Raw genomic sequence first — 13,190 nt, forward strand, 5'->3', positions numbered from 1 at the left:
TATTAAATGATATTTTCTATCAAAATTTATTTAAAATTATGATAACATATTCAAATTTATATTTTTTAAGGAGAGAATATGCAAAAACTTAGATTTATGATGATATTAAGCGTATTTATAACTTTTTTTGTTGGATGTTCTTCTAAAGAAATCAATCCTTTAGGGCGTTCTTTTGGAGAATTTAGCGATGGAGATCCTTTGAAAATAGGTAAAAATCCAACTCCACCGGCTAAACAAAAAACACCAACTTTAGTGGAAGGTAAGAAAATCCCAGCTATACCACTTGAGCCACCTCTTATGAAAGTCAATACTTTTAAAGGAGATAATGCTGTAAAAGGACCATTACCAAGGCTTACATCAAGCAATGGATTTACTTCAAATGCTTTGTATGAAAATATAGGATTTGTAAGCGATTTTGTAACTATTATGAACCCAAATGGAGCTGCATTAACGGTTTGGGCTTTAAATCCAGGCAATTGGATATGGGGGTATAATTTATTTGATAGTAAATCTTTTGGTGATGCAAGAGTGTGGCAACTCATTGAATTTCCAAATAATACTGTGATGATTAAAAATGCAAAAACTTTAACTTGCTTAAATGCTTATGGTAATGGTATAGTACATTATCCTTGCGATCAGACAAATTTTGCACAATTTTGGAGATTATATCCTATGAGCAATGGTGCTTATCAAATTCAAAATTTTGCAACACAACAATGTATACAAACGACAGTTGGAAATGTAATGGAGGAATTTTATTTTGACTATTATAGTATTTATTTGACACCTTGTTTGAAATCAAAAGAAAAAAATTTAGATAGACAATGGAGCATTAGTGCGCCTGCTTTTCAAACAAGATCGCCTTATGCTTATACGGGAGAGTGATGATGAAAAAGATAGTATTTTTGATTTTTAGTTTTAATTTATTATTTGCTGCTTTGGAAAATTATAATAGCGGTACTTGGAATTTACAAGGTGCATCAGCTTCTACTGAAAGTAAGTGGAATATTAGCATAAGACAGCTTGTAACCGGTGCCAATCCTATGGATATTTTGGCTGTTCAAGAAGCAGGAGTTTTACCAAGTACTGCTATAATGACGCCAAGACAAGTTCAACCCGTGGGAGTTGGCATTCCTATTCATGAGTATGAGTGGAATTTGGGTTCATCAAGTCGTCCAAATTCAGTTTATATATACTACTCAAGAGTTGATGTTGGGGCAAATCGCGTAAATATGGCTATTGTGAGTAGAACGCGAGCTGATGAGGTGATAGTTTTACCACCTCCAACCGTTGCTTCAAGGCCTATTATAGGAATTCGTATAGGAAATGATGCGTTTTTTAGCATACACGCTTTATCAAGAGGTGGTAATGATGCAGGGGCTATTATAAGTGCTGTGGATATGCACTTTAGGAATATGCCACAGGTTAATTGGATGATTTTAGGGGATTTTAACAGACCTCCTGGGACTATTGTAAATTTAATTGATCCGGATTTAAGATCTCGCATTAATATAGTCGCACCTCCTTCTTTTACACAAACAGGTGGCAATACAATTGATTATGCGATTACGGGAAATTCAAGCACTACATCTTTATATAGTCCGCCTAGAATTCTTGCAATCTTAGCTGTAGCAGGACTTAGGACTTTTTTAGCTTCGGATCATTTTCCTGTAAATTTTAGAAGACCTTAGGAGAAGATGATGAGAAAAATTTGTATTTTATTTTGCTTTATTTTAAGTTTTTTAAAAGCTGAAGTTTTATTTGATGATTTAGAAGATTTTACACCTATGTTCGCGATAAGATCTTTAGAAACAGGAATTTCACTTAGTCCTTTTAGATATAGCTCTGAAAAACTAGAAGAGCAAAATTGGTTTTTAAAAGAGATAATTCTTAGCGATGCGTTAAAACAAAAAGATAGATATGCCGTGCAACGCCCTTTTGGCTATGTGCAGTTTATAAACCCTAGAGGTGCTGATGTATGTTTAGCTGTCTTAAGTGAAAAATCTTTTGGAGTGAAATCTTGCAAGCAAGATTTACAAGATGGGCAAATGCAAACGGTTTTTTCTATCATGCCTACTACAAGTTCAGCTGTGCAAATTAGATCTTTAACTCATGGCGGGGTAAAATGCATGAGTACCTTTTATGAAGCGCGCGTACCTATAGAAAATCGTTTTGGCTTAGATGATTGCACTGTAAATCCTTCTGTGCCGATAGAGTTAAAAGAGTTATTTTTCTTTGCTCCTGCTATTGTTGAAGCAACTCCGATTTATTAAATTTAACCCGCTTTTGCGGGTTTAAACTCTAAGTTAAAATTTGTTAGAATGTCTTTAAATTTTTGTAGATAATTTTAATAGCCAAAATATAAATCCTACACAGTAGATATATTGAAGGAAAAATATGAAAGTAAAATTAAAAAATGTTGGAATGCTTGATGAGGCAGAATTTGAAGTAGGAAATATTACTCTAATTTGCGGTGAAAACAATACCGGAAAAACTTATGCTACTTATAGTTTGTATGGTTATTTAGATTTTATGAGAATTGTCAGAGAGAATTTTTTTGTTAGAAAAAGAAAACTTTATGATGAAAATTTAAGTAATGACATAAAAGATACACAAGAGCTAAAATTAACCTATATAGATATTAAAAACAAATTAGAAGATCATATAAAAAATAAAACAAAATTATATTCTCATCGCATACTTGTCAAAGTTTTAGCAGGTAAAAATGAAGATTTTGCAAATGCAGAATTTGATGTAGATATGCAAATTTCTTTAGAAAATGTTAAGCAAGCTATAAAGCAGTATTTAGAAAAATTAAATTTAAACAATAGAGCAAAAGCTAAACATATAGTTTATGATGATGGTATTGGTTTTTCTAATTTAAACAAACTTGAATTTGAAGAGTATTTAGAAATATTTTTTGATAATTTATTGAATTATATTTTTATGAAAAATTTTATTTTAAGCGTTGAAAGAACTGGTGCTTCTATTTTTCAAGAAGAATTAGATTTTATTAAAATAGCAAAATTAGAAGCTATGCAAAAAATATTAAAAGAAGAAGATGTTGATTTATTTGAATTTCACAAAAAAATAGAGGAAAAAAATCAACTTTATCCAAAACCTGTAAGAGATAATATAAATTTTATAAGAGACGTAAAACAAAAATCAAAATTAGAAAGTATGTTTAAAAAAGATAAAGATAAATATAAAAATATTTTAGATTTACTAGGAAAAGTAGTAGGTGGAAAATATAAAGCTACAGATTATGGTATTTTATATCAGCCAAAAGGCAGTAAGAAATTTTTTAATATCGAAGTAGCTTCAAGTTCTGCTAGATCTTTGTTGATGTTGTATTTTTATATTTTGCATGTTGCTCAAAAAGGTGATATTTTGATGATAGATGAACCAGAGCTTAATCTTCATCCTAAAAATCAAATTTTATTAGCAAGGCTTCTTGTTCTTTTGGCAAATGCAGGTATTAAAATTTTTATTACTACTCATAGCGATTATGTGGTTAGAGAATTAAATAATTGTATTATTTTAAACAATTTTACAAATGAAAAGATAAAAGAAAATTTTAAAGAATATGATGATAGTTATAAATTATCAAAAAAAGATGTAAATGCTTATATTGCGTTTTATGACAAAAAAAGCAAAAAAAATACATTAAAAAAGGTAGATATAAGCAGTGAAAATGGCATAGATATGGAAACATTTAATGATGTTATCGAACAAACTATAAATATAGATGAAAAAATGGCTAGTATGTTTATGAAAGATTAAAATGGATAATAGTCTTAAAACATTTAAAGAAAACATAAATCAAAATTTACTTTGTGAAAATATTAAAGAAAGAAATGATGGAAGAACTAAAATTCTAGGTGTAAATTTTACTAAAAACAATGAAGATTTTATAGTAATTAGACAAGAAAATCATCATAAAAGCCAACATACTTTGCTTAATTATTCTAATGAAGAAGATTGGTTGCATAAAACTAATTTATCTTGCGATTTTATAATAGTTTATTCTAAAAATAATAAGGTAAAAATTAGTTTTTGTGAAATAAAAAGTAGTAATACTGACTTAGAAAAAGCAAGATGTCAAATATTATATTCTAAATTATGGCTTGAATATCTTTTTAAATGCTATAGCTTTGCACATAAAGTAGATATAGATTGCTTTACTAAAGCTCTAAATGAAAGTAAATATTTTATGTTATATCCTAGAATAAATAAAGTTAATTTAAAAAAAACTATCGGAAAAGATAATAAAAGAAAATATAAAGAAACAGCAATACAAGATTGTTGTTTATCTGAAAAACATTTTAATGTAAATCCTTATAATTTTATTTAGGAATTTAAATGAAAACCTTTTTAGTTTGTGCTTTAGAGCCTTCAGCAAATTTGCATTTAAAAGAAGTTTTAAAAGCTTATAAAAATGAGTATAAAGAATTTGATTTAGTGGGAATTTATGATGAGAATTTATGTGAAGAATTTAGTCTAAATTCCAAGCCACTTTATAGCTCACATGAGTTTAGTGCTATGGGTTTTATAGAGGTTTTGCCACTCATTTTAAAAGCTAAAAGAGCCATGAAAGAGCTGGTGAGTTTAAGTTTTGCTCAAAAAATTGATGCGATTTTATGTATAGATTCTCCTGCCTTTAACTTACCTTTTGCAAAGGCTTTAAAAAAAGCAAATTCCAAAGTAAAAAGAATTTATTATATTTTACCTCAAGTTTGGGCATGGAAAAAAGGACGCATTCCTATCATAGAAAGTCATTTTGATGTGCTAGCTTCTATCTTGCCTTTTGATAGTGAGTTTTTTAGTAAAAGCACTTATGTGGGACATCCGCTTTTAGATGAGATAAAAGAGTTTAAAAATCAAGAAGATATAAATTCTATACTTTCAAAAAAAGATGATGAAAAAATCATCGCTTTCTTACCGGGCTCAAGAAAAAGTGAAATAAAGCGTTTGATGCCTATTTTTAGAGAGTTAAGCACTAAATTTAAAGGTAAAAAAATCCTTTGTGTGCCCGAGTTTAATTTAAAAAGACTAGAACTTTATGGGGATATAAACGGTTTTGAAATTCAAAGCAATACCCCAAAAGTGCTTAAAAATGCTGATTTTGCTTTTATTTGTAGTGGTACAGCTACACTTGAAGCAGCTTTGGTCGGTACGCCTTTTGTGCTTGCTTATAAGGCTAAAGCTATTGATGTATTTATCGCAAGATGTTTTGTAAAACTCAAACACATAGGCCTTGCAAATATTTTTTTAGATTTTGCAGGAAAAAGCGAGCTTAATCCTGAATTTTTACAAGAGCAAGTGAATGTGGAAAATTTATATCAAGCTTATCTTAAATACGATTATAAGGCATTTTTTGATAAAGTAGATTTTTTAAAAGAATATTTGCAATTTGCAAGTGCAAAAAATTTAGCTAAAATACTTTATGAAATCAAATAAGGATAAATCATGCAAAAAGAACCTATGAGTAAATATGGCTATGAGAAATTAGAAAAAGAATTAGAACATTTAAAGAAAGTTGAACGCCCAAAAGTAGTAGAAGAAATAGACATAGCAAGAAGTCATGGAGATTTAAAAGAAAATGCAGAATATCACGCAGCTAGAGAAAAACAAGCTTTTATAGAAGGAAAGATAGCTGAACTTGGGGATTTGATCTCAAGAGCGCAAATCATCGATCCATCTTCTTATGAGCATGATAGTGTGAAATTTGGCTCAACTGTTGTTGTAGAGGATTTAGAAAGTGAAAAACAAAGCACTTATACTTTGGTAGGGGTAAATGAGGGAAATTTAGAAAAAGGTTATATTTCCATTAGCTCGCCTATTGCTAAAGCAATGCTTGGTAAAAAAGAAGGGGATGATTTTAAAGTGCGTTTGCCAAAAGGTGAGAGTGAATTTGAAATCATTTCTATAGAATACAAAGCTTTGGAATTTTAATTTTTGCAAAAAATAACTATAAAAGAAAATGCTATTTTCATCGCTGATGCGCATGAAAATGAGAATAGGCGTGGTTTTTGGGATTTTTTACAAGCCTTAAAAGATAAAAAAATTCAAACTCCACAGCTTTTTTTAATGGGTGATATTTTTGATCTTTTAATTTATGAAGTAAAAGCCACGCATGATTTTGCAAAAGCTTATATAGACTTACTTGAAGAACTTGCGTATGAAATTGAAATCATTTATTTAGAAGGTAATCATGATTTTAATTTAGCTAAATTTTTTAAAAATGTTAAGGTTTTTAGCATAAAACAGCAACCTTTGCTTTGTAAATTCCAAGATAAAACCTTAGTAAAATTAGCCCATGGAGATATTTTTTTAAAACCTTTTTTGCAATTTTGCTTAAAAAGTTTAAGAAATCATTATTTGCTACTTTTTTTAAATTTTTTAAATATTATTAGTAAAGAAAAAATTACTCAAAAAATTCTAAAAAATCAAAACAAAAAACAACTTATTAGAAAAATTCCTCACTTTGCTACTTTAGCAAAAGAGCGTTTAAAACACTATAATATAGGTTTTATAATAGAAGGTCATTATCATCAAGATGTGTTTTTAGAATACGAAAATATAAAATATTTAAATTTAGCTACTTTTGCATACAAGGAAAGTTTTTTTGTAGTAAAATATGAGCCAGAAATCAGATTTCACAAAATAGAACTTAAGGAGGCATAATGTTTGATGAGAATGTCGTTAAAACAGGTTCAAATGAAATGGAACTTGTTGATTTTCGCATCTTTAAGCAAGGCCACGATAAAGTCTATGAGGGAATTTATGGTGTAAATGTTTCTAAGGTTAGAGAAATCATTAAAATTCCTTTTTTGACTGAAATTCCAGGAGTGCCTGAATATGTAGAAGGTATTTTTGATCTTCGTGGCGTGGTGATTCCTGTAATCAACCTAGCAAAATGGATGCAAATTCAAGAACCAGAAATGACAAATATAAAACCTAGAGTTATCATTACTGAATTTAGTAATGTTTTAATCGGTTTTATTGTCCATGAGGCGAAAAGAATTCGTAGAATTAACTGGAAAAATATTGAGCCAGCTACTTTTGCAACAAGTGCGGGTAGTTTAGATAAGGGTAAAATTACTGGTGTAACTAAGATCGAAGGAGATGAGGTTTTACTTATCCTAGATTTAGAAAGTATAGTGCAAGAACTTGGAATTTATACCCCGCAAACTGATATTGACGATGATAAAATTCAAAAAATCGAAGGTATGGCTTTAGCACTTGATGATAGTTCAACTGCAAGAAAACTTGTTAAAGATTTACTAAATAAAATTGGTCTTAAAGTAATTGAAGCTAAAGATGGTGTTGAAGGTTTACATAAACTAGAAGAGCTTTATAGTACTTATGGCAGTGATTTAAATAAACATTTAAAAATTATTGTAAGTGATGTTGAAATGCCACAAATGGATGGATTCCATTTTGCAGCAAAAGTTAGAGATGATGAGAGATTTAAAAATATTCCTATCGTATTTAACTCTTCTTTATCAAATGAATTTATGAGTGATAAAGGTGTTAAAGAAGCAGGTGGAGATGGGTATTTAGTTAAATTTAATGCAAGTGATTTCTTTGCTGAAATTTCTCGTATCATAGCAAAACATGAAAAAGGTGAGGAGTAAAAATGGAAGATATTCAAGAAATACTTGAGGATTTTTTAGTTGAAGCCTTTGAATTAGTCGAGCAAATTGATCATGATTTGGTTGAATTAGAAGCAAATCCTGAAGATTTAGAACTATTAAATAGAATTTTCCGCGTTGCGCATACTGTTAAAGGATCATCAAGCTTTTTAAATTTTGATGTTTTAACAAAACTTACTCATCATATGGAAGATGTTTTAAATAAAGCAAGACATAATGAGCTTAAAATTACTCCTGAAGTAATGGATGTAGTTTTAGAATCTATTGATATGATGAAAACTTTATTAAATTCTATTAGAGATAATGGAAATGATACAGCAATCGGACTTGATATAGCTCCAATTTGTGCAAGATTAACCGCAATTTCAGAAGGAGAAAGTTTAGAATCAATTACTCCGGCTAAGGCTGAAGAGCCAAAAGAAGAAGTTAAAGAAGAGCCAAAAGCTGAAGAACCTGAAGTTGATGTAAATAAACTTAGTGATGATGAAGTTGAAGCTGAAATTGAAAGACTTTTAAAAGTAAGAAAAGCTGAAGATCAAGCAAGACGCGCTGAAAAGAAAAAAACTCAAGAAACAACTCCAACCCCAAGTAAACCAGCTCCACAAGCACAAAATGCAGCAGCTGAGAAAAAGGTCCCTGCAGCAGGTGGTGGAAGCAGCGGTGCAAATATGGATCAAACAATTAGGGTTGAAGTTAAAAGACTTGATCATTTAATGAACTTAATTGGCGAGCTTGTATTAGGTAAAAACCGCTTGTTAAAAATTTATGATGATGTTGAAGAAAGATATGATGGAGAAAAATTCTTAGAAGAATTAAATCAAGTTGTTTCTCAACTTAGCATTGTCACTACAGATATTCAACTTGCGGTTATGAAAACAAGAATGCAACCTATTGCGAAAGTATTTAATAAATTCCCAAGAGTTGTGCGTGATTTAGGCCGTGAACTTGGTAAACAAATGGAGCTTGAAATTTCAGGGGAAGAAACTGAACTTGATAAGTCTATTGTAGAAGAAATTGGCGATCCTATTATGCATATGATTAGAAATTCTTGTGATCATGGTATAGAAGATCCAGCAACGCGTATAGCTAATGGTAAACCAGAAAAAGGAACGGTTAATCTTAAAGCATATAATGAAGGAAATCATATCGTTGTTGAAATTGCCGATGATGGTAAAGGTTTAGATGCTGATGTGTTAAAATCAAAAGCAATAGAGAAAAACTTAATCACAGAGCGTGAAGCTGATCAAATGAGTGATAAAGAAGCATTTGCATTGATTTTCAAACCAGGTTTTTCAACCGCTGCAAAAATCACCAATGTTTCAGGGCGTGGTGTTGGAATGGATGTTGTTAAAACTAATATTGAAAAATTAAATGGTGTGATTGAAATTGATAGTGAGCTTGGAAAAGGCACTGTGATGAAGCTTAAAATTCCACTTACTTTGGCGATTATTCAATCTTTACTTGTGGGAACTCAAGAAGAATTTTATGCTATTCCACTTGCAAGTGTTCTTGAAACAGTTAGAGTGCCAATTGATGATATTTATACCATTGAAGGTAAAAATGTACTTCGCTTAAGAGATGAGGTTTTATCTTTAGTAAGACTTTCAGATGTATTTGGCGTAAAACAAGTGCTTGAAAATACTGATCAAACTTATGTAGTTGTTATAGGTGTGGCAGAAAGTAAGCTTGGTATTATAGTAGATACTTTAGTAGGTCAAGAAGAAATTGTTATCAAGTCTATGGGTGAGTATTTGCAAAATATCCAAGGTATAGCAGGAGCAACTATCCGTGGTGATGGTAGAGTAACTTTGATTATCGATGTTGCTGCTATGATGGATATAGCTAAAGAAATTAAAGTTGATATTAAAGCACAAATTGAATCGCAATCTAAAAAAACAACTAAAGAAAAACCAAGTGATTATACAGTGCTTATAGTGGATGATTCTAAAATGGATAGAAATATCATGCAAAAATCATTAGAGCCACTAGGTGTAAGTATTATAGAAGCAACTAATGGTGTTGAAGCATTAAATACAATTAAATCAGGCGAGCATGATATTGATGCTGTGTTGATTGATATTGAAATGCCAAGAATGGATGGTTATACCTTAGCAGGTGAAATTAGAAAATATTCTAAATATAAAAACCTCCCACTTGTTGCAGTAACTTCAAGAACTAGTAAATCAGACCGCTTAAGAGGTGTGGAAGTAGGAATGACTGAGTATATTACTAAGCCTTACTCTCCAGAGTACTTAGAAAATGTAGTTAGAAAAAATTTAAAACTAGGATAAGAAGATGAATGATAAATTAAACCAGGTTTTGCAAAAACAACAAGCGCAAATTGCAGAACCTGATGTAGATAAAGAAGAGGATATTATTCAGCTTGTTGGTTTTGTGGTAGGAGATGAGGAATACGCTATTCCAATTCTTAATATCCAAGAAATTATTAAACCTATAGAATATACTAGGGTTCCAAGTGTACCTGATTATGTTTTAGGTGTATTTAATATGAGGGGTAATGTTATGCCTTTGATTGATCTTGCTAAAAGATTTAATCAAGGTAGTTCTAAAATGACTCCTCAAACAAGATATATTGTTTTAAAAGGTATAGCAAATGGCAATCAAACTCCTGCAGGTAATGCAGGCTTTGTGATAGATAGATTAACAGAAGCTATTAAAATTCACAGAAGTAGGATTGATCCACCACCTGAAACTTTACTAAAAGAAAAAGGTATGATTTTTGGTATAGGCAAAAGAGAAGAAAATATCTTGACTATATTAAAAGCTGAAGCTTTATTAAAGCGTGAGTTTTAATGATAAAGCTTTGTGCCTTTGACTTTGATTCTACGCTAATGGATGGGGAAACTATCGATATTTTAGCGCAAGAATATAATGTTGGTGATGCTGTAAAAGCAATCACCAACAAAGCAATGAATGGTGAGCTTGATTTTTTTGAAAGTTTAAGTGCTAGAGTAGCTTTGCTTGAAGGTATGCCTATAGAGCAGGTAAAGAAATGCTGTGAAAATTTACCTTTGATGAATGGCGCTAAAGAATTATGTGAATATTTAAAAAGTAAGAATATAAAAATAATCGTTTTTAGTGGTGGATTTCATGAAGGAATTGATTTAATACAAAATAAACTTCATTTTGATTTTGGTTTTGCTAACTTTTTACATAGTAAAAATGGTTTTTTAACAGGAAAAGTTGGCGGAGAAATTATGTTTAATAACTCAAAAGGTATTATACTACAAAGACTTAAGAAATTTTTAAATTTAAAAACAGAAGAAATTATGTGTGTAGGCGATGGAGCTAATGATATTTCTATGTTTAAAGAATGTGGATTAAAAATAGCTTTTTGTGCCAAAGAAATTTTAAAATCTCATGCAGATATTTGTATAGATAAGAAAGATTTAAAAGAAATAATAAAGGTAATACAATGAAAAAATTTTCACTATGGTGTGATTTTATAGAAAATGAATTTTTAGATCATGAATTTTTAGATTTAATTTACTCAAAAACAATCAATGGTGCTACCTCAAATCCTGCTATTTTTAAAAATGCGATTTTAAACTCAGCTATTTATAAAGAAAAAATCAAAAAATCAAATCTTAAAGATAAAAAAGCTTTATATGAGTATCTTGCGATAGAAGATATAGCTAAGGCTGCGGATAAATTAGCTATTAATTATTATGAAAATAATGATGGTTTTATTAGTATTGAAATTGATCCAAGATTGAAAGATAATACTAGCCTATCTTTGGCCGAAGCAAAAAGATTATACATGCAAATTGCAAAAGAAAATGTGATGATGAAAATTCCTGCTACAGAAGCTTCTTATGAAGTAATGCAAGAATTAATGAAAAATGGTATTAATGTTAACGCTACTTTGATTTTTGATTTTGAGCAAACTAAAAAATGCTTTGAAGCTTTAAATTTAGGTTTAAAAGAATTTAGAAAAAATAATACCACAGCTAAAAAAGAGCCTCGAGCAGTTATTAGTATTTTTGTAAGCCGTTTTGATAGATTATTAAATAATCAAGTTTTAGATAAAAATTATATAGGAATTCTTACCGCAACAAAGGCTTATAATTATATCATTAAACAAAATGAAACAAATATTAGAGCTTTATTTGCAAGTACAGGTGTTAAGGGTGATGATTTAGAAAAAGATTATTATATTAAAGAATTACTCTATGATAAAGCTATTAATACTGCACCACTAGATGCTATTAAGGCTTTTAAAGGTAAGCAAATTATATTTAAAGAGCCTTTGAAAGATGAATGTATAGAGAAAAAATTAAATGCAAATATTTCAAAAGATGCTTTAAGCAAAGCTTGCAAAGATTTGCTTGATGATGGTTTGGAGCAATTTTGCATAGCTTATGAAGATATTTTAAAATCTTTATAAACTTATTTGGCTATAATTAGCGTTTATTTTTTTAGAAAGGAAACAGATGTTAGAAGGTATCGTTAGAGAGAGTATCGGTAGAAAAGCTGCTAAAGCTTTAAAAAGAGATGGTTATCTAATCGCAAACATCTACGGAAAAGGATTAGAAAACATCAATGCTGCTTTTAAAGTAAATGAATTTATTAAAGAAGTACGCAAAAAAACTACTTTAGCTTTTGATGTAAAAGTAGCAGATAAAGTATTAAATGTTGTGGTAGTTGATTATCAAAAAGATCCTGTAACTGCAGAATTAAAACACGTAGATTTAAAAGTAGCACAAAAAGGTGTTATTTCTAAATATATGGTTCCTGTAAAGATCGTAGGAACAGCTATGGGTCTTAAAAATAAAGGTGTTTTAATCCAATCAAAAAGAAGATTGAAAGTAAAATGTGCAGCTGAAAACTTACCAAATTATTTTGAATTAGATGTAACTAAACTTGATGTTGGTGATGCACTTTTAATCCGCGATGTAGTTGTGCCTGAGGGTGTAACTATGGTTGATGCTGATAGAGTAGCTGTAGTTGGCGTAGAAAAAGCAAGATAAAATGACCTTAGTCGTAGGACTTGGTAATATAGGAGAACAATACGCCCAAACCCGTCACAATGTAGGGTTTATGCTAATTGACTTAATTTTGAAAGATTTGCAAACAACAAAGCTTTCAAATCCCAAATTTAAAGGAGAGCTTTTTAAAGGCTCTTCTACTTTTTTTTTAAAACCTTCCACTTATATGAATTTATCAGGAGAAAGTGTAAAAGCTGTTAGTGAATATTATAAATGTGATAGAATCATTGTAATCCATGATGATATAGATTTAAATTTGGGTGCATTGAAATTTAAAATGGGTGGATCAAGCGGTGGACATAATGGGCTTAAAAGTATAGATAATCTTTGTGGCAATGCTTATGAGAGGGTACGCATAGGAGTAGGAAAAGGACAAGATGTAATTTCTCATGTTTTGGGAAAATTTAAACAAGAAGAACAAGAAAGCTTAACTAAGGTTTTAGAACATAGTAAAAAAGCCTTATTTGAGCTTTTAAATTCTGATATAGAAAAAATCGCTTCAAAATATTCTTTAAAAAGTTAA

At 30.1% G+C, this 13,190-nt stretch carries 15 protein-coding genes; all 15 read left to right on the forward strand.

All coding sequences use genetic code 11. The features are described 5' to 3' along the window. Positions 1 to 78 precede the first annotated feature (78 nt). The 15 genes from E2O22_RS05140 to pth all read left to right on the forward strand — a co-directional run bounded on the left by E2O22_RS05140 (position 79) and on the right by pth (position 13,190). Positions 79 to 885: a cytolethal distending toxin subunit A/C gene (locus E2O22_RS05140; RefSeq protein ID WP_133319529.1), complete on the forward strand. Its 807-nt coding sequence runs from the start codon at positions 79 to 81 to the stop codon at positions 883 to 885. A 2-nt stretch (positions 886 to 887) separates the two neighbouring features. Next, entirely contained in the window at positions 888 to 1,691 is an 804-nt protein-coding gene (locus E2O22_RS05145; protein WP_133319572.1) for a cytolethal distending toxin subunit B family protein, read from the forward strand. 9 nt (positions 1,692 to 1,700) lie between these two features. Next, positions 1,701 to 2,273, forward strand: a complete 573-nt coding sequence (locus E2O22_RS05150; RefSeq protein WP_133319530.1) for an RICIN domain-containing protein — start codon at positions 1,701 to 1,703, stop codon at positions 2,271 to 2,273. A gap of 124 nt (positions 2,274 to 2,397) precedes the next feature. Then, entirely contained in the window at positions 2,398 to 3,783 is a 1,386-nt protein-coding gene (locus tag E2O22_RS05155) for an AAA family ATPase (RefSeq protein WP_133319531.1), read from the forward strand. 1 nt (position 3,784) lies between these two features. Next, positions 3,785 to 4,354, forward strand: a complete 570-nt coding sequence (locus E2O22_RS05160; protein WP_133319532.1) for a hypothetical protein — start codon at positions 3,785 to 3,787, stop codon at positions 4,352 to 4,354. Positions 4,355 to 4,362: 8 nt separating this feature from the next. After that, a complete protein-coding gene (gene lpxB / locus E2O22_RS05165) occupies positions 4,363 to 5,460 on the forward strand; it encodes a lipid-A-disaccharide synthase (RefSeq protein WP_133319533.1) in 1,098 nt (365 codons plus the stop codon). A 9-nt stretch (positions 5,461 to 5,469) separates the two neighbouring features. Continuing rightward, positions 5,470 to 5,955, forward strand: coding sequence for a transcription elongation factor GreA (greA, locus tag E2O22_RS05170; protein WP_039619215.1), 486 nt, complete (start codon positions 5,470 to 5,472; stop codon positions 5,953 to 5,955). 3 nt (positions 5,956 to 5,958) lie between these two features. Continuing rightward, positions 5,959 to 6,687 (forward strand): UDP-2,3-diacylglucosamine diphosphatase, encoded by a 729-nt coding sequence (locus E2O22_RS05175; RefSeq protein ID WP_133319534.1) that lies wholly within the window; start codon positions 5,959 to 5,961, stop codon positions 6,685 to 6,687. Beyond that, the gene (locus tag E2O22_RS05180; protein WP_133319535.1) at positions 6,687 to 7,640 is read left to right on the forward strand and encodes a chemotaxis protein; all 954 of its coding nucleotides are present in this window, start codon (positions 6,687 to 6,689) and stop codon (positions 7,638 to 7,640) included. Before E2O22_RS05175 ends, E2O22_RS05180 begins: the two co-directional genes overlap by 1 nt. 2 nt (positions 7,641 to 7,642) lie before the next feature. After that, positions 7,643 to 9,949 (forward strand): hybrid sensor histidine kinase/response regulator, encoded by a 2,307-nt coding sequence (locus E2O22_RS05185; RefSeq protein ID WP_133319536.1) that lies wholly within the window; start codon positions 7,643 to 7,645, stop codon positions 9,947 to 9,949. A gap of 4 nt (positions 9,950 to 9,953) precedes the next feature. Further along, positions 9,954 to 10,472, forward strand: a complete 519-nt coding sequence (locus tag E2O22_RS05190) for a chemotaxis protein CheW (protein ID WP_133319537.1) — start codon at positions 9,954 to 9,956, stop codon at positions 10,470 to 10,472. Beyond that, positions 10,472 to 11,098: a phosphoserine phosphatase SerB gene (gene serB / locus E2O22_RS05195; protein ID WP_133319538.1), complete on the forward strand. Its 627-nt coding sequence runs from the start codon at positions 10,472 to 10,474 to the stop codon at positions 11,096 to 11,098. The genes E2O22_RS05190 and serB overlap by 1 nt, the downstream gene beginning before the upstream one ends. After that, on the forward strand, positions 11,095 to 12,066 hold the full coding sequence (locus tag E2O22_RS05200; protein ID WP_133319539.1) for a transaldolase: 972 nt from the start codon (positions 11,095 to 11,097) through the stop codon (positions 12,064 to 12,066). The genes serB and E2O22_RS05200 overlap by 4 nt, the downstream gene beginning before the upstream one ends. Before the next feature lie 46 nt (positions 12,067 to 12,112). Further along, positions 12,113 to 12,649: a 50S ribosomal protein L25/general stress protein Ctc gene (locus E2O22_RS05205; protein WP_133319540.1), complete on the forward strand. Its 537-nt coding sequence runs from the start codon at positions 12,113 to 12,115 to the stop codon at positions 12,647 to 12,649. Between the two features lies 1 nt (position 12,650). Continuing rightward, positions 12,651 to 13,190 (forward strand): aminoacyl-tRNA hydrolase, encoded by a 540-nt coding sequence (pth, locus tag E2O22_RS05210; protein WP_133319541.1) that lies wholly within the window; start codon positions 12,651 to 12,653, stop codon positions 13,188 to 13,190.

Origin of the sequence: Campylobacter lari (assembly GCF_004357905.1) — a bacterium.
GTDB lineage: Bacteria > Campylobacterota > Campylobacteria > Campylobacterales > Campylobacteraceae > Campylobacter_D > Campylobacter_D lari_D.

What these genes read in the sequence shown, in the direction of transcription:
- E2O22_RS05205 (WP_133319540.1), top strand. Translation starts at nt 12,113, where the DNA reads ATGTTAGAAGGTATCGTTAGAGAGAGTATCGGTAGAAAAGCTGCTAAA.
- E2O22_RS05180 (WP_133319535.1), top strand. Translation starts at nt 6,687, where the DNA reads ATGTTTGATGAGAATGTCGTTAAAACAGGTTCAAATGAAATGGAACTT.
- serB (WP_133319538.1), top strand. Translation starts at nt 10,472, where the DNA reads ATGATAAAGCTTTGTGCCTTTGACTTTGATTCTACGCTAATGGATGGG.
- pth (WP_133319541.1), top strand. Translation starts at nt 12,651, where the DNA reads ATGACCTTAGTCGTAGGACTTGGTAATATAGGAGAACAATACGCCCAA.
- E2O22_RS05185 (WP_133319536.1), top strand. Translation starts at nt 7,643, where the DNA reads ATGGAAGATATTCAAGAAATACTTGAGGATTTTTTAGTTGAAGCCTTT.
- E2O22_RS05190 (WP_133319537.1), top strand. Translation starts at nt 9,954, where the DNA reads ATGAATGATAAATTAAACCAGGTTTTGCAAAAACAACAAGCGCAAATT.
- E2O22_RS05140 (WP_133319529.1), top strand. Translation starts at nt 79, where the DNA reads ATGCAAAAACTTAGATTTATGATGATATTAAGCGTATTTATAACTTTT.
- E2O22_RS05145 (WP_133319572.1), top strand. Translation starts at nt 888, where the DNA reads ATGAAAAAGATAGTATTTTTGATTTTTAGTTTTAATTTATTATTTGCT.
- greA (WP_039619215.1), top strand. Translation starts at nt 5,470, where the DNA reads ATGCAAAAAGAACCTATGAGTAAATATGGCTATGAGAAATTAGAAAAA.
- E2O22_RS05200 (WP_133319539.1), top strand. Translation starts at nt 11,095, where the DNA reads ATGAAAAAATTTTCACTATGGTGTGATTTTATAGAAAATGAATTTTTA.
- E2O22_RS05160 (WP_133319532.1), top strand. Translation starts at nt 3,785, where the DNA reads ATGGATAATAGTCTTAAAACATTTAAAGAAAACATAAATCAAAATTTA.
- lpxB (WP_133319533.1), top strand. Translation starts at nt 4,363, where the DNA reads ATGAAAACCTTTTTAGTTTGTGCTTTAGAGCCTTCAGCAAATTTGCAT.
- E2O22_RS05150 (WP_133319530.1), top strand. Translation starts at nt 1,701, where the DNA reads ATGAGAAAAATTTGTATTTTATTTTGCTTTATTTTAAGTTTTTTAAAA.
- E2O22_RS05155 (WP_133319531.1), top strand. Translation starts at nt 2,398, where the DNA reads ATGAAAGTAAAATTAAAAAATGTTGGAATGCTTGATGAGGCAGAATTT.